Source organism: Streptantibioticus silvisoli (assembly GCF_027947535.2).
Classification (GTDB): domain Bacteria; phylum Actinomycetota; class Actinomycetes; order Streptomycetales; family Streptomycetaceae; genus Streptantibioticus_C; species Streptantibioticus_C silvisoli.
Genome location: NZ_JAAGKO020000079.1, coordinates 1 through 15656 on the forward strand (window position 1 = coordinate 1; position 15656 = coordinate 15656).

The window sequence follows — 15656 nt, forward strand, 5'->3', positions numbered from 1 at the left end:
CACCGAACCCGTGCGAAAGGTTCCGCCGCGCAGCGCCAAGTGCTATAAAAATCGCACTCCGCCTGGAATGAAACGTTCCAATCCGTGAGCCGGGCCGGGCCCGGGGCAACCGCTCCGACCCGGCGCGCTGAGACTGTTGGGTCGGACTCGGATGCATATCACCTCTCGCCGGCGGTCCTCCTCGCGTGGACTCCTCGTCGTGGTCGCCTGCCTGGCCGTGCTGGTCTCCTGGCTCACCCCGGCGGCGACCGCCGGACCCCCGCCGGCGCCGGTCGCCGGCGGCGGCCTGCGGGTCGACGACACGGTGGATCCGCCGGCCACCGACACGCGCCCCAGCCTCGGCTGGACGCTGCGCTCCGGGGTGAACGGCGAGCGCCAGACCGCCTACCGGGTGCTCGTCGCCACCCGGCCGGACCTGCTCGACCCGCGGCACGCCGACGTCTGGGACAGCGGCCGGACCGCCTCGGCGAACTCCACCTCCGTGCCGTACGGCGGCCCGTCCCTGCGGCCGGTGCGGCGCTACTACTGGAAGGTCCAGGTCTGGGACGCGCAGGGCCGGGCCTCCGCCTGGAGCAGCCCCGCCCGGTGGGGGACGGGACCGGCGAGCGGCCCCGACTGGAAGGGCGCCCAGTGGATCAGCCCCGACACCGGCGCCGCCTGGTCGGACTTCACCCTCGACACCGACTTCACCCTCAAGTCCGCCGCGGCGAGCGTGCTGTTCCGCGCCAAGGACGCCTCCGACTACTACCTGTGGCAGATCAACTCGGCCACCACCCCCGGCAAGGTGATGCTGCGCCCGCAGCTCCAGCTCGGCGGGAACTTCAGCACGCTCGGCGACATCGACCTGTCCCCGGTGCTGACCCGGGCGAACGTCGGCGAACAGCACCATCTGAGGATCGAGGCGGACGGCAGCACGATCACCACCTGGATCGACGGCACCCAGGTCGACACCCGCACCAACAGCGCGCTGACCGAGGGCACCCTCGGATTCCGCACGTCGACCAGCGACGGCGTCGCGGAGGACAGCCTCTACGACAACCTCGTGCTGCGCGGCCCGGACGGAAGCACGCTGTTCTCCGACGACTTCTCCACCTCGCCCGACCCCTCGTTCCCCGCCACGACCGTCAGCGACGGCCAGCTGAATCCCCAGGGCGATCCGGTGCTGCTCGACCGCGGCGCCGACGCGCCGATGCTGCGCCGGACGTTCACCGTGGACAAGCAGGTCGCCCACGCCACCGCGTACGTCTACGGCCTCGGCTTCTACGAACTGCACCTGAACGGCGGCAAGGTCGGCGACCAGGTGCTGACGCCCGCCGACTCGCCCTACGGTCAGCGCGATCTGTACGACACCTACGACGTCACCGGCCTGCTCCACCAGGGGACCAACGCCGTCGGGATCTGGCTGGGCAACGGCTACGGCGCGAACTTCAGCCCGTACGGCTTCCGCTGGCTGGGACCGCAGCAGGCGATCATGCTGCTCGACGTCACCTACACCGACGGAACGCGGCAGGACGTCACCACGGACCCGTCGTGGAAGTGGTCCAACGGTCCCATCACCGCCAACGACATCTACAACGGCGAGAGTTACGACGCCCGGCTGGACCAGCCCGGCTGGGACACCGCCGGATTCGACGACACGTCATGGCAGGCGGTCCGCACCGTCCCCGCGCCCAGCACGGACCTTGAGGCCGACACCGGGCCGGCGGTGCGGGTGGTGGACACCCTGCGCCCGGTGAAACTCACCCAACCGCGGCCGGGCGTGTGGATCTACGACCTCGGACAGGACATCGCCGGCTGGGAACGGCTGCGTGTCACCGGCCCGGCCGGCACCACCGTGCGGATGCGGACGGCCGAGGAGCTCGACAAGAACGGCGACCTCGACACCACCACCAACCGCGCCGCCGCCGCGACCGACCGCTACACCCTCGCCGGAACCGGCGGGGTCGAGACGTACGAGCCACGGTTCACCTACCACGGGTTCCGCTACGTGGAGGTCACCGGATACCCGGGCACGCCCACGCTGGACAGCCTCGACGGCCGCGTGGTGCACGCGGACGTGGCGTCGACCGCGAGCTTCAGCTCCTCCGACCCGCTGCTCGACCGGATCTGGCGGAACAACCGCTGGAGCATCCTCAACAACTCCATGAGCGTCCCCACCGACAACCCGGTCCGCGACGAACGCACACCTCCCGGGATGGACGTACAGGCCTACCACGACGCCTCCACCACCGAGTTCGCCATGGACGCCTTCTACGCCGAGTACCTCCAGGACATGCCGCCGGGCACCGCGCTGCCGAACGACGCGGCGAACGCCCAGCAGCCCGACATGGGCGGCGACCAGGTCACGCTGGCCTGGACGCTGTACCAGCAGTACGGCGACCGGGCCACGCTGGCCGCCGCCTACCCGGCGATGAAGACCTTCGTCGACACCAACGCCACCGACGTGCCGGACCACATCTGGCCCGACGACCACGGCTTCGGCGACTGGTGCCCGCCCGACCACGGCTCCGACGTCAATGGCGGCCTCGGCGGCCCGACCGCCGGCGGAAACTGCACCAGCGAGGTGTCCGTCGTCAACACCGCGCTGTCCTACCTCCAGGCGTCGGACGTCGCGCTGGCCGCGCGGGCGCTCGGTGACGCCGGCGACGCGACCCACTTCACGGGACTGGCCGACAGCATCAAGCAGGCGTTCAACACCCGCTTCCTCAACGCCGACAACACCTACGGCGACGGCCGCCAGGTCACCAGCGTGCTGCCGCTGGCCTTCGGCATGGTGCCGTCCGACCGCCGCCAGGCCGTCGGCGACCGGCTCGCCGACACGATCACCGTCAAGGACGGCGGGCACCTGGACACCGGGATCTTCGGCACCCGTTACCTGGTGGACGCCCTCGCCTCGACCGGCCACATCGACACCGCGATGACCGCGCTGGACCAGACCGGCTACCCCGGCTTCGGCTACGAGATCGGCCAGGGCGCCACCAGCTCCTGGGAGGAGTGGCTGTACAGCTCCTCGATGGAGACCCACGACCACGCCATGTTCGCCGGCGTCAACGCCTCCCTCGACACCGAACTCGCCGGCATCCGGCCCACCGCCCCCGGCTACCGCACGATGACCATCAGCCCCCGGGTGCCGGCCGGGCTCCACCACGTCTCGGCCTCCCTCGACACCGTCCGCGGCCGCGTCACCTCCAGCTGGACCAGCACCGCCGGCGCCTTCCGGCTGTCCGTCACCGTTCCGGTCAACGCCACCGCCACGGTCGACGTCCCGCTGCCGGCCGGCCGCCACGGCGCCGTACGGGCCACCTCCGGGGCGAAGCTGCTGCACACCGACGGCAGGACGGCGGTCTACGCGGTGGGATCGGGAACGTGGCAGTGGAGCACGCGGTGACACCGGGCGGGCGGTTCGCGTCCGGCGCCGGGACCCGTCGGCCGCGCCCGTGCGCCGCTGCACGATACTCGGGGACGACACGCACCACACCTTGAGTACCAGGAGGGGACATGGAGACAGCCGAACGCTTCCGGGCCGCCGTGGAGAAGCGCGACCTCGCCGCACTGGAGGACCTGTTCACCGAGGACATCCGCTTCTACAGCCCGGTGAAGTTTCCCCCTTTCGAGGGCAGGCCGATGGTCATGGGGCTCTTCGGCGTCCTGCTGAGCACCTTTGAGGACCTGCGCTACATCGGGCACTTCGAGGGCACGGCCGAGACCACCACCGACGGCGACGAGGCCCCCTCGGTGATCCTGCCGTTCCGGGCCGTCGTGCGCGGCAAGCAGATCCACGGCATCGACCAGCTCCAGTTCGACGAGGCGGGCCGCGTCAAGGAGTTCACCGTGATGGTCCGCCCCCAGTCCGCCGTCCAGGTCCTGGGGCAGGCGGTGCTCGACGGGCTGGTCGCCGCCGGCCTGGCCCCCGCGCCGGCCGACCAGTAGCCGGCGGTGCCGCGCGGGCCGGACCGCCCGCCCGCCGGCCTGCCGGACGGACCCGGCCCGGTCCGCGACGTGGCGCCACGGACCGGCGTCGGACGTCGCCGTCAGGCCGTCCCGCGGCCCATCGTGCGCGCGAACTCGTCCGGGTCACCGTCGAAACCGCGCAGCATCGCGTGGAAGTCCCACTCCCCGGAGGCGTTGCGGACGAACTCCCCGACGGTCGCCGCGGTGGAGCCGGCCACCGAGTCCAGGCTGTCCGTCATCAGCTCTTCGTACCCCTGCTGCACGAGCGCGCCCTTGCCCGCGACGTCGCCGAACGTCCAGCGCCCGCCGCCCTGCTGGACCACGACGCCGACGACGACCCGCCCGTAGGACGACGACAGGCGTTCCAGCTCGAACGTCATGACCTCGTCCCAGCCGAACCCCTGGCCGTCGAGGCTGTCCCGGTTGAGATTGATGGTGCCGTCCGGCGAACGGCTGTCGAAGTACACCAGGTAGGCGGGCGGCCCCTGCGGGGCGGCGCCGGGGAAGACGGCCGCGACGATGTCCAGGTCGCTGACCGGGCTGCCCGCCGGGCTCGGATCCCACTTCAGCTTGAACTCGACCTTCACGATCCCCTTGTTCAGACTGCTCATTGGACGTCCCCTCTTCTGCGACAGGCCGGCGTCGCGGCATCCCGTGCGCGGGCGTTCTCCGCCGCCGTCCCCGCGCGCGACGGCGTTCCGTGTGCCCGGCCCGGTGTCCGTGCCCGCCGGTCGCCCATGCTGCCACGGCCGTCGCCCGCGCCCCCCCGATCAGCACCGCGACCGGGCCCGGGCGTCCGGAGCCGGTTCCCTCTCAACGTCCGGGCGGCCCGCGGGATTCCGCCCGCGCCGGCCTCGGCCGCCGTACCTGCCCGGCCGCCGTACCTGCCGCGCGCGGGCGGTCGGCGTGAAGGCCGGTGCGGGCCCCCGGCACCACGTCGACGTGCTCGGCCGACCCCTTACGACTCCCGTACCCACCCGGCCCCGTGCGAACCGGTCGTGGCCCCACTGATTCTGACGCGCCGTCATGGAACCCGGTGTTCCGGTGCGGTGTCCGGGCCTGCGCCGACGGCCCGCGCGGTCACCCCGTCCGCCGCCGGTGCGCCGCGGCGGTCCGGCGGGCGGATCGCCGCCGGCCGATGTTGACTGTCTCCGGACACCCGCGCGGCGTACGGGCGTTCACCGGCACAGTCCGGTGAACGCCGTGCGCCCCGCGAACCGGCCACCCCCGACCCGCCCCCAGGAGCGCCTCGTTGAAGATCGCATCCGCCGACATCATCGTCACCAGCCCCGGCCGCAACTTCGTCACCCTGCGCATCACCACCGACGACGGGCTGACCGGACTCGGTGACGCCACGCTCAACGGGCGCGAACTCGCCGTCCGTTCCTACCTCGCCGACCACCTCGTCCCGCTGCTCATCGGCCGTGACGCCCACCGGATCGAGGACACCTGGCAGTACCTCTACCGCGGCGCGTACTGGCGCCGCGGGCCGGTGACGATGGCCGCCATCGCCGCCGTCGACACGGCGCTGTGGGACATCAAGGCCAAGGCCGCCGGCATGCCGCTCTACCAACTGCTCGGCGGCGCGTCACGGCGCGGGGCGCTGGCCTACGGGCACGCCTCCGGCCGTGACGTGCCCGAACTGCTGGACTCCGTCCGCGCGCACCTGGAGGCCGGCTACCGGGCCCTGCGCATCCAGACCGGCGTCCCCGGCCTGGGCACCGTCTACGGGGTGGCCACCTCCTCGGGCAGCGGCGACGCCGGCGCCCGCTACGACTACGAACCCGCCCGCCGCGCCGCCGACGGACGGGCGCTTCCGGTGGTGGAGACCTGGGACACCCGCGCCTACCTGCGGCACCTGCCCACCGTCTTCGAGGCCGTACGCCACGAGTTCGGCCCCGAACTGCCCCTGCTGCACGACGGCCACCACCGGATGACGCCCGTGCAGGCGGCGCGGCTGGGCAAGTCGCTGGAGCCCTACGACCTGTTCTGGCTGGAGGACGCCACCCCGGGCGAGGACCAGACGGCGCTGCGGCTGATCCGCCAGCACACCACCACCCCGCTGGCCATCGGCGAGGTCTTCAACACCGCCCAGGACTACCAGACCCTGCTCAGCGAACGCCTCATCGACTACGTCCGCTCCGCCGTCACCCACGCCGGCGGCGTCACCGCGATGCGCAAACTCCTCGACACGGCAGCCCTGTTCGGGGTGAAGTCCGGCCTGCACGGGCCCACCGACATCTCACCGGTCGGCATGGCCGCGGCCCTCCACCTCGACCTGGCCGTGCACAACTTCGGCATCCAGGAGTACATGGCCCACGACCCCCGCACGCTGGAGGTCTTCCGCACCTCGTTCACCTTCGCCGACGGCCTCCTGCACCCCGGCGAGAACCCCGGTCTCGGCGTCGAGCTGGACGACGAGGCGGCGGCCGGGTATCCCTACGAACCCGCCTACCTGCCCGTCAACCGGCTGGCGGACGGCACGGTGCACGACTGGTGATCCGCCGCCGGGCGGCAACCCCCGGGCGGCGGCGGTGCGCCGCCGCCCGCGCGGCCGCGGTGGACGGTCGCCGCCCCGGGGGCCGGTCGGCCGCCCGGGTACGCTGCACCGGTGCGGCGCGCGGTTCTCGCGGGTGCGGCCGTCCGTGCCGCCGGGGGTAATGGGGCGTACGGGCGTGTGGTCACCGCTCAACGGTGAGTGGTGCACCGGGCGGGAAACGCGAGACCTTGTCCATGGCATATGCCAGAGCAATAGTGCGGCGGGCTGGGAAAGGGCCTGGTTCGGCAATACGGAAACGAAGTTGACGGCTCGTCGGCAAAGACCCCGCTTCGCAGGTCAGGACGTGCACACCAAGCCCGAATGATCTCTCGACATGGCCTCTGACCTGGCCTGATCTGCCGGTGGCGGCATTGCAAAAAGGCGAGTGAGGCCGTACTTTGTCTCCCGTGGCGAACGCACGCAAACCGTGTGCGTGGCGCCGGCGCCCCGCGGGGCGTGCGGCGCGGCGTCATATGCGATTGAAGACGTGAGAATCACGGAGAGCCCGAGCTGTGCTACCAGCCCGGGCCCCCGCTTGCGTTGTCGCCGTCCGGCGGTCCCGGCCAATTAGACGCTGGCCGGGCCTGCTGGGCGCAGGCCCTTATAGCTGTCCGGGACGCCTGTGTTTCAGTGGTGCGACGACGCGTAGGTGACGAGTGCGGTGATGAGCGTGAGGATCGCGATCAGCAGCCTGATGTCGGCGCCGTCGTTGTCCCCGCCCTCGTTGTCCCCGCCGTGCTTGTTCGTCACGTTCGATTCCTTCCCGCTCGGAGGAACTCCGTACTCCGTTTGGTGTACGGAGTGGGCTCGAAGCCGCCATGATGTTGCGGGCTCCGGCCGGAAACAGGTCCGAGGTTCGGAATCGGGTTCGTAGCCTACTCCTTCGGGAGTCCAGTTCGGAGTCCCAACTGCACGCAGTGCGACGGTAGTTGACCGCTGAGCGACCATAGTCCACCGCTCGAACACAAATAACCAGCTGGTAGTAAGTGTGCGAAGCTGACGAATCGTTTGTTCGGTCGGTACGGTCTCCGCCCGCTGGTGCCCCCACCAGGCTCTTTGCGGTGTTCGACCCGTCGCGGGGAGCGGTGGTGGGCGGGCATTTGTCAGGACATTTAATGGTCTCGCGGCGGCTGTATACCAAAAGTTCCCGACAAGACCACTCGATGGGGTGATTGGGGCGTGAGCAGCGTCACAGGGGCGGTGGGGCTGGTGTCTTTGCATCGGTAAGTGCACGCGGGTGGCCAAACGGTCATCGTGATCAAAAGATCGCAAATCAACGGGCCGGCGCCCCCGTTCACGCCGTCGACGTCCCGTCCTCACGTACGCAACATTCCCGCGCCTGCGCCCGGCCCCCGCGACCAAGCCCCCGCCCTGCCGTTGGGTGCGGAAGGTGCCTGCCGCGCCGACCCGCACCGCGTGATGTGCGCCACCGGTGCGGGCCGTACGGACGCGCGCGCGACCGGTCCGCGGCGCCGGCACCGCGACGTTGCGGCTCACGGGACGGGACATGACGGGCTGACGACAGCGCGGCACGGCCTTCCCGGCGCACGTCTCCCCGGGCCACGTCACCCCCGAAGTCCGGCACCGGTGAGCCCGCACCCCGCGCCCGCCGCTGAAGCGGTCGCCCTGAAGTCCGGCGCCGGTGCGGCCCCTTGCCGGTGAAGTCCGGCACCGCTGAAGTCCGTTACCGCTGAAACCCCTTACCGGTGCAGCCTCTTACCGGTGCAGCTCCTTACCGGTGAGCCCGCGCCGGAAGCCCCGGTCGCCGTGAAGCCGTCACTTCTTCGGCCGGTGGACGACGAAGGGTTCCGTGTGGCTGTGCAGGCTCCACTCCCCACCGGAGACGCCCAGGCCGCTCCACTTGCTGCCGGCGAACGGCTCGGTGAACGTCATGCGGATGTGGGCGTTGACCCACGCGGTGCCGCACTCCATCCGTTCCGCGATCGACGCCGCGCGGTCCAGGTCCGTGCCCCAGACCGAACCGGCCAGGCCGTAGGGGGAGTTGTTGGCGCGGGCCAGCGCGTCCTCGGTGTCGCGGTAGCGGATGACCGGCAGGACCGGGCCGAACTGCTCCTCGTCCACGACCCGTACGCCGTCGGTGAGGCCGTCGAGCACCGTGGGGGCGTGGAAGGTGCCGGGGCCGTCGAGGGCGTGGCCGCCCGCGGCGGCGCGGGCGCCGTGGGCCAGCGCGTCCGCGACCAGACCGGTGACGCGGTCGAACTGGGCGCGGTTGTTGACCGGGCCCATCCCGGTGGCCGGGTCGGCGCCGTTGCCGACCGTGAGCTGCCCGGCGCGGGCGGCCAGCGCCGCGACCAGGTCGTCGTGCAGCGCGTCGGGCACGTAGACGCGTTTGATCGCCAGGCACAGCTGGCCGCAGTTGGCGAACGCCGGCCCGAAGACGCCCTCGGCGACCCGTTCGACGTCGGCGTCGTCGAGCACGATCGCCGCGTCGTTGCCGCCGAGTTCGAGGGTGAGCCGCTTCAGGTCGGGGGCGGCCGCGGCGGCGACGCTCTGCCCGGTGGCGGTCGAACCGGTGAAGTTGACCTTCCGGATGCCCGGGTGGCGGACCAGCAGCCGTCCCAGGTCGGCGCGGCCGGAGACGACGTTGAGCACGCCGGGCGGGAAGACCCCGGCCAGCAGGCGGCCCAGCTCCAGGGTGGCGAGCGGGGTGTGCGGGGAGGGCTTGAGGACCACCGTGTTGCCGGTCGCCAGGGCCGGCACCGCCTTGGCGGCGGCCAGTTGCAGCGGCAGGTTCCACGGGACGAGGGCCGCGACCGGCCCGAACGGGCGCCGGTGCACCTCCACCCGCCACTCGTCGCCGTCCTCCACCACCTGCGGCCCGTACTCCAGGCCGGCGAAGTACTCGAAGCGGGCGGCGGCCCGGGCGACCTCCGTGGCCGACTCGCGCAGCGGTTTGCCCTGCTCCATGGTCAGCAGCGCGGCCAGCCCGCCGGCCGCGCCGCGCAGCACGACGGCCGCCTCGGCCAGGCACCGCCTGCGGTACGCCGCGTCCGACCGCCAGGCCGGCCACGCCCCGGCCGCCGCCGCGACGGCCGCGTCCAGTTGCTCCCCGGTGCAGTCCGGCGCCCGGCCGCACACCTCGCCGGTGGCGGGGTCGAGGACGTCGAACAGCGCTTCGGTCCGCACCGGGGACCCTGCCATGGTCATCGCGAACTCCGGCATGCCGGGACCTCCAGGTTCAGGCGGCGTCGAGCAGCCGCGCGGGGTTGACGGAGCTGATCCGGTGGATCTCGTCGTCGGTCAGGCCGAAGGCGCGCATGTGCGCCCGCAGCAGCCGGATCGCCTCGACGGTGTTGGGGAACAGCGGCTCGCCGGCGTCGCTGGACAGCGTCACGTGCTCGGTGCCGAGGGCCTGGATGGTCCGGCACATGTGCTCGGGGTTGACGCCCAGCAGCGGCGAGATCTCGTCGTAGGTGAAGTTCATGACGACCCCGGCCGAGGTCAGTTCCCGCATCCGCTCCAGCGACAGGTCGATGAACGGGCTGAACGGGTGGTCCACGACCGCCTTGGTGATGCCGAGGTCGCGCACCTCCTCGGCCATGGCGTCGATCTCGTCGTGGGTGCTGTGCGCGAAGGAGATCATCACGTCGTGGTCGGCGACCATCCGGAAGACCTCCTTGTACTCCGGCTTCAGCCGCCCCCGGCCGTCCAGGGTGTGGACGCCGACGCGCAGCGCCTCCTCCCACGGCAGCGGGTCGCTCCAGGCGTTCGGGTCCTTGCTGCCGCCCCACATGATCGGCGGCCCGCCGACCTTGTTGAGGGTGTTGGCGCTGCGGAAGACCGGCATCCACACCGCCTTGACGCCGTCGGCGAGCTGGCGGCGGCAGGCCTCGGTGACGGACAGTCCGTGGGTGTCGGTGACGATCCAGCCGGGCCAGGTGGTGACCGGTTCGATCCCGGTCCGCTCGCCCCACTCCTCCAGTTCGGCCCGCACCTCGCGCAGCACGCCGGCCGGTCCCGTCACGTCGGTACGGTCCCGGCCGGTGACGCTCTTGAACAGCAGCCCCTTCATGCCGCTGGCCGACGCCAGCTGGGCGACCGCCAGCGCGTCCTGCTGGCCCTCGTGCGCGTGACAGTGGATGTCCACCGCGTCCCGCACCCCGTGGACGGCCGGCGGGCGCAGGATCTCCGCCTTGTACCCCATGCGGGCGCGGTACGAGGCGAGGAACCGGTCGTGCGGCGCTCCCCGGCGGTCCCGCAGCCGCGCCTCCGCCAGGTGCGTGCGCTCCTCGACGTCGCCGCCCTCCCCGCCGTTCACACCCGTGTCGTCCATCGCGGTCCCACCCTTCGTCCGACGTCCGGCAGGGCCATGGTGCGGGCGAGATCTCAGAACGGGATCAGAAGCGGCGCGCGGGCCCGGTACGCGGCCGCGGCGTTGGCGGTCCGTGACCGCCGCGTGCGCCGGTGCGGGGCCGCCGCGTCGGGGGAGCGGGCGAAGGCGGTACGGCGGTCGCGCGGTGCCGCGTTTCCCGCCCCGCGGCCCCGCGTTTCCCGTGCCGCCGAGGCCCGTTGTGCCGTCGGTCGGCGAAAAGCCCGAGATCAACCGTTGATGGTCATTAAGGCGTCGAGACAGCCAATGAGCAGGCAATTCTCTGATCATTTAAGCACTTTGGGATGGCAAAGCCGAGGTATAGAACCTTTTGAGGGGGTTGTTTGACGCGAGCCTGCCAGGCTACTTTTCCCGGGATCCGTCTCCGGACATCGGAACGGTCAGGTATCAGCGCCATCGCGCCATCCCGCGCCATCGCGCCATCGCGCAACCGGACCGCGCCCGGCAGCCCGAGTCCCGCCGGCGGCCCGTCCGTTCCATGGCTCCACGGTTCATCAACCAGCTCCAGGTTCTCCAGACCCAGCTCAGGTTCATCAACCACAGGAGGCACCACCTTGCGCAGATCCGTGCCCGTGGCCTTACGCCGCACCGGGCTCTCCCTGACCGCCGTCGCCGGACTCGCCCTCGGCGGCCTGGCCATGGCCCCCTCCGCCGGCGCCGCGCCGGTCACCCCCGCCGTGCACGGCCTGACGGTGACCCACTCCTGCGCCACGCCGCAGGCCGGCTACCTGGCCTGCAACGCCCTGAAGGTCACCGGCGGCGCGCACACCTCGTTCATCTCGCCGCTGGCCCTGCCCTCCGGCTTCGGGCCCGCCGACCTGCAGAGCGCCTACGCCCTGCCGGCCAACGGCGGCGCGGGACAGACCGTCGCGATCGTCGACGCCCAGGACAACCCCAACGCGGCCGCGGACCTCAACGTCTACCGGTCCACCTACGGCCTGCCCGCCTGCACCGTGGCCAGCGGCTGCTTCAAGAAGGTCAGCCAGACCGGCAGCACCACCTCGCTGCCCGCCCCCGACGCGGGCTGGGCGGAAGAGGAGTCGCTGGACGTCGACATGGTCTCGGCCATCGCGCCCAACGCCCACATCATCCTGGTCGAGGCCAACTCCGCCACGATGGCCAACCTCGGCACCTCGGTCAACGAGGCCGTCGCGCTCGGCGCCAAGTTCGTCTCCAACAGCTACGGCGGCGGCGAGTCGTCGTCCGACACCTCCTACGACACCTCGTACTTCAACCACCCCGGCATCGCCATCACCGCCTCCTCCGGTGACGGCGGCTACGGCGTGGAGTACCCGGCGGCGTCGAAGTACGTCACCGCGGTCGGCGGCACGAGCCTGAAGCGCGCCTCCAACGCCCGCGGCTGGACCGAGACCGCGTGGTCCGGCGCCGGCTCCGGCTGCTCGGCGTACGACGCCAAGCCGACCTGGCAGAAGGACTCCGGCTGCACCCGCCGCACCGTGGCCGACGTCTCCGCGGTGGCCGACCCGGCCACCGGTGTCGCGGTCTACGACACCTACGGCGGCGACCCGGGCTGGGAGGTCTTCGGCGGCACCTCGGTCGCCTCGCCGATCATCGCCAGCGTCTACGCCGACGCCGGCACCCCGTCGTCCGGCTCCTACCCGTCCTCGTTCCCCTACGCCCACACCGGGAACCTCAACGACGTGACGAGCGGCTCCAACGGCTCGTGCAGCCCGGCCTACCTGTGCACCGCCGGCCCCGGCTACGACGGCCCGACCGGTCTCGGCACCCCGAACGGGCTCACCGCCTTCCACGGCTGAGCCGACCGCCCCGGCCCACCCCGCACCCGGGGGGACCGGGGCACCGGTGCGTCCGGCGCCGGAACCCGTACCGGGCAGCGGGGTACGCCGGCGCGACCCTTGGCGCCGGCCGCCACCTCCGCCATCCCCGCCGCCTCCGCCGACCTCGCCGACCTCGCCGACCTTGGCTGACCGCCTGACCGCCTGACCGCCTGACCGCCTGACCGCCTGACCGGCTGACCGGCTGACCGCCGAGGACGTACGCGCGTGCCCGCGCGTTCACCGGCAGGTCGCCGCGCTGCCCCCGGAGCGTTCCGGGGAGGGCGGCGTCGGCCCGGTGCCGGCCGCCCGGGGGTAGGCGCGGGCGTCGGGCCGTCGGGCCGCCCGGGCCGCGGCGCCGGCACCCCGCGGGGCGCGACCGCCGGTGGGGGTGGGGCCGCGCCGGAGCGGAACGGCTGGCCGGTTTGTTGGTGCCCTCGTCGCGGACCGGCGCCGGTCCGCGCGGCATATGGGCGTTCTGTGGTGGTCCCGGTGGGAGCGTCCGCCCGCCGCGCGTCGTCCGACCGGTCGGATGCGGACCAACAGTGACGTGTTCAAGCCAAGTTGGCCGACCTGTTGTGGTGGCCGCCGGAAGCCCGGGTCTAGGGTCCATCAAGCCCGAGGCCGCCGCCCGTTGCCGGAGGCGGCCCACCCACACCCTTTGGGGGTTCCGTTGACCGCATCCGCTCCGCGTCGTCGCGCCATCGCACTGCTGCTCGCCACCGCCGCACTCACCGCGGCCGGTACCACCACCGCCCGCGCCGACTCGCCCGGCGGCTGGCAGGAGACCGGGACGTCGCTGGTCAACTCGCTCACCGGCGGCGAGGGCATCGCCAGCCAGGCGGACAACTCGCTGCTGACCCGCGGCCTCGCCTCCATCCCGCTCGGCCTGCGGGCCGAGGGCTGGAACCATGTGGGCGACCCGGACATCGCCAACGGCTACGTCTTCGACGCCTACCAGGGCGGCGACGACGCGACGTCGAAGATGTTCGAGGTCACCACGCCCTCCGGGCAGGCCTACGACTACACCCACCCGCTGGACCCGGGCGAGCTGCTGAACAACTCCTTCGCCACCGTCTCGCCGGACTCCCAGTGGCTGGTGGCCGGCGAGTGGGGCACCATGAACCGCCTCCAGGTCTTCCCCGCCCCGCTGACCAACCCCTCCACCCCGGCCACCGGCGGCACCCTCGCGCAGGCCGGGCAGATCACCCTGGACCAGAGCGTCAACGACATCCAGGGCTGCGACTTCGTCTCCGACACCCGCCTGGTGTGCGCCTCCGACGACGCCAACAAGGACGTGATCCAGGTCGACCTGCCGCACCCCCTCAACGGCAGCGCGGTCACCGGTCAGGTCAGCACGCTCTTCCAGCTGCCGCAGATCAGCCTGTGCTCGGGCACCTACGAGGCCGAGGGCATCGACTACGACCCGGCCACCACCACCTTGTCGGTCGAGATCGTCTCGCCCGGCGCCTGCGAGGTGGCCACGACGGTCTACGCGTACCAGCCCACCACGGGCTGACCCGGGACGTCCGTCCGCCCCGCGCGCCACGCCCTCCCGGACCGGTGCTTCCATCAGGCCGGTACCGGGTCCGGCGGGCTATTCCCACCGGTGATCCGACGGCCTATCATCACGACGCCCACGAAGTAATCGATCACCGAACCGTTCCGGTCTCAACCGGACAGGAACGGTCTCCCGGGGATCACCCCGACGAAATCGGAGACCGTCATGATGGATCTCGATCATCCGCTCATGGTCCTCGATCCGACCTCGGCCGACCCGTACGGCGAGGCCCGCCGCCTGCGGGAGATGGGCCGGTGCGTCCCCGTCGAACTGCCGCAGGCCGTCACCGCCTGGATCACCACGGACGACGCCACCACCCGCGAGGCGCTCAGCAGCCGGCAGTTCGCCAAGGACCCCAAGCACTGGCGTGCCTTCCGGGACGGCGAGATCCAGCACGACTGGCCGCTGATGGCCCTCGCGGTCGGTCAGACGATGCTGAACAAGGACGGCTCGGACCACGCGCGGCTGCGCAACCCGGTCAGTCACGCCTTCAACCGCCGGCCGACCCAGAGCTACGCGCCCCGCATCGAGCAGATCACCCAGGAGCTGCTCGACCGGCTGGCGGACGAACCCGCCGGGGCCGTCGTCGACATCAAGTCGCGGTACGCGCTGCCCATCCCGATGGGCGTCATCTGCGAGTTACTCGGGATCGACGACCTCGCCATGCGGGAGGAGTTCGGCAAGCACACCGGCATCCTGCTGCTGAGCACCGCCACCCCCGAGCAGGCCGGCCGGGCGCACGCGGGAGTCCTGACGCTCCTGGACGAACTGGTCGCCGTCAAGGAGAAGCAGCCCGCCGACGACCTGACGACGCGCCTGCTCCAGACGCACCTGGACGGCCAGCTGAACCGGACCGAACTGATCGACAGCCTGATGCTCCTGGTGGTCGCCGGGCACGACACGACCGTCAACCTCGTCACCAACGCCATCAAGGCCCTGCTCACCCACCCGGAACAGCTCGCCCTCGTCCGCGAGGGCCGCTACAGCTGGGACCAGGTCATCCAGGAGACGCTCCGCCACGACCCGCCCGTCCAGCGGGTCTTCTTCCGGTTCGCCCTGGCCGACACCCCGTTGGGCGGCGTCACCGTCAAGGCGGGCGACCCGGTCATCATCGGACTGGCCAACGCCAGCCGGGACGAGTCGCTGTTCACCGACGCGGGATCGTTCGACATCACCCGCGAACACCCGGTCACCGGCCTCGCCTTCGGGCACGGCGCCCACTACTGCCTCGGCGTCGCGCTGGCCCGGCTCGAAGTGGCGACCGCCCTGCCGGCGCTCTTCGACCGCTTCCCCGACCTGGCCCTCGCCACCGAGGACCACCCCCGGCTGGCCAGCCAGGCGATGAACGGGCTGTGCGCACTCCCGGTACGCCTGCGCCCCTGACCCGCCGAAGTACCACCGCACGGCCCCGGGCCCACCGCCGAAGTACGCACGCGGCGGCGGGCCCGAACCGTGCCG

General features: G+C 72.0%; 9 protein-coding genes and 2 pseudogenes. 7 read left to right on the forward strand and 4 right to left on the reverse strand.

The window, feature by feature from the left end; genetic code table 11:
* Positions 1-151: 151 nt before the first annotated feature.
* The 3 genes and pseudogenes from POF43_RS35365 to POF43_RS31740 form a co-directional block, all read left to right on the forward strand.
* Positions 152-589, forward strand: a pseudogene (locus POF43_RS35365) (glycoside hydrolase family 78 protein); the annotation flags it as partial.
* Positions 590-1168: 579 nt separating this feature from the next.
* Positions 1169-3388: pseudogene (locus POF43_RS31735) on the forward strand (family 78 glycoside hydrolase catalytic domain); the annotation flags it as partial.
* A gap of 110 nt (positions 3389-3498) precedes the next feature.
* Positions 3499-3930 (forward strand): nuclear transport factor 2 family protein, encoded by a 432-nt coding sequence (locus POF43_RS31740; protein WP_271317348.1) that lies wholly within the window; start codon positions 3499-3501, stop codon positions 3928-3930.
* A gap of 101 nt (positions 3931-4031) precedes the next feature.
* Here the strand turns inward: POF43_RS31740 and POF43_RS31745 are convergent, their stop codons facing one another.
* The gene (locus tag POF43_RS31745) at positions 4032-4562 is read right to left on the reverse strand and encodes a TerD family protein (protein WP_271317347.1); all 531 of its coding nucleotides are present in this window, start codon (positions 4560-4562) and stop codon (positions 4032-4034) included.
* A 641-nt stretch (positions 4563-5203) separates the two neighbouring features.
* Between POF43_RS31745 and manD the strand changes: the two genes are divergently transcribed.
* Entirely contained in the window at positions 5204-6451 is a 1248-nt protein-coding gene (manD, locus tag POF43_RS31750) for a D-mannonate dehydratase ManD (protein ID WP_271316299.1), read from the forward strand.
* Between the two features lie 666 nt (positions 6452-7117).
* Here the strand turns inward: manD and POF43_RS31755 are convergent.
* The 3 genes from POF43_RS31755 to POF43_RS31765 all read right to left on the reverse strand — a co-directional run bounded on the left by POF43_RS31755 (position 7118) and on the right by POF43_RS31765 (position 10784).
* Positions 7118-7240 carry a hypothetical protein gene (locus tag POF43_RS31755; RefSeq protein WP_271316300.1) on the reverse strand — a complete coding sequence of 41 codons (123 nt, stop codon included), beginning with the start codon at positions 7238-7240 and terminating at the stop codon, positions 7118-7120.
* A gap of 1026 nt (positions 7241-8266) precedes the next feature.
* A complete protein-coding gene (locus tag POF43_RS31760) occupies positions 8267-9658 on the reverse strand; it encodes an aldehyde dehydrogenase family protein (RefSeq protein WP_271323525.1) in 1392 nt (463 codons plus the stop codon).
* Between the two features lie 31 nt (positions 9659-9689).
* Positions 9690-10784, reverse strand: a complete 1095-nt coding sequence (locus tag POF43_RS31765; RefSeq protein WP_271316302.1) for a DUF6282 family protein — start codon at positions 10782-10784, stop codon at positions 9690-9692.
* 611 nt (positions 10785-11395) lie between these two features.
* Here POF43_RS31765 and POF43_RS31770 point away from each other — a divergent pair.
* From POF43_RS31770 to POF43_RS31780, 3 genes are all read left to right on the forward strand, one after another.
* Positions 11396-12619 carry a S53 family peptidase gene (locus POF43_RS31770; RefSeq protein WP_271323526.1) on the forward strand — a complete coding sequence of 408 codons (1224 nt, stop codon included), beginning with the start codon at positions 11396-11398 and terminating at the stop codon, positions 12617-12619.
* 691 nt (positions 12620-13310) lie between these two features.
* Entirely contained in the window at positions 13311-14156 is an 846-nt protein-coding gene (locus POF43_RS31775; RefSeq protein WP_282704893.1) for a hypothetical protein, read from the forward strand.
* Between the two features lie 207 nt (positions 14157-14363).
* Positions 14364-15581 carry a cytochrome P450 family protein gene (locus POF43_RS31780; protein WP_271324541.1) on the forward strand — a complete coding sequence of 406 codons (1218 nt, stop codon included), beginning with the start codon at positions 14364-14366 and terminating at the stop codon, positions 15579-15581.
* The last annotated feature ends 75 nt before the right edge of the window (positions 15582-15656 follow it).

Bases quoted from the DNA above. Each gene is read 5' to 3' on its own strand.
- POF43_RS31740 (WP_271317348.1), top strand. From the start codon at position 3,499: ATGGAGACAGCCGAACGCTTCCGGGCCGCCGTGGAGAAGCGCGACCTC.
- POF43_RS31745 (WP_271317347.1), bottom strand. From the start codon at position 4,562: ATGAGCAGTCTGAACAAGGGGATCGTGAAGGTCGAGTTCAAGCTGAAG.
- POF43_RS31760 (WP_271323525.1), bottom strand. From the start codon at position 9,658: ATGACCATGGCAGGGTCCCCGGTGCGGACCGAAGCGCTGTTCGACGTC.
- POF43_RS31765 (WP_271316302.1), bottom strand. From the start codon at position 10,784: ATGGACGACACGGGTGTGAACGGCGGGGAGGGCGGCGACGTCGAGGAG.
- POF43_RS31780 (WP_271324541.1), top strand. From the start codon at position 14,364: ATGATGGATCTCGATCATCCGCTCATGGTCCTCGATCCGACCTCGGCC.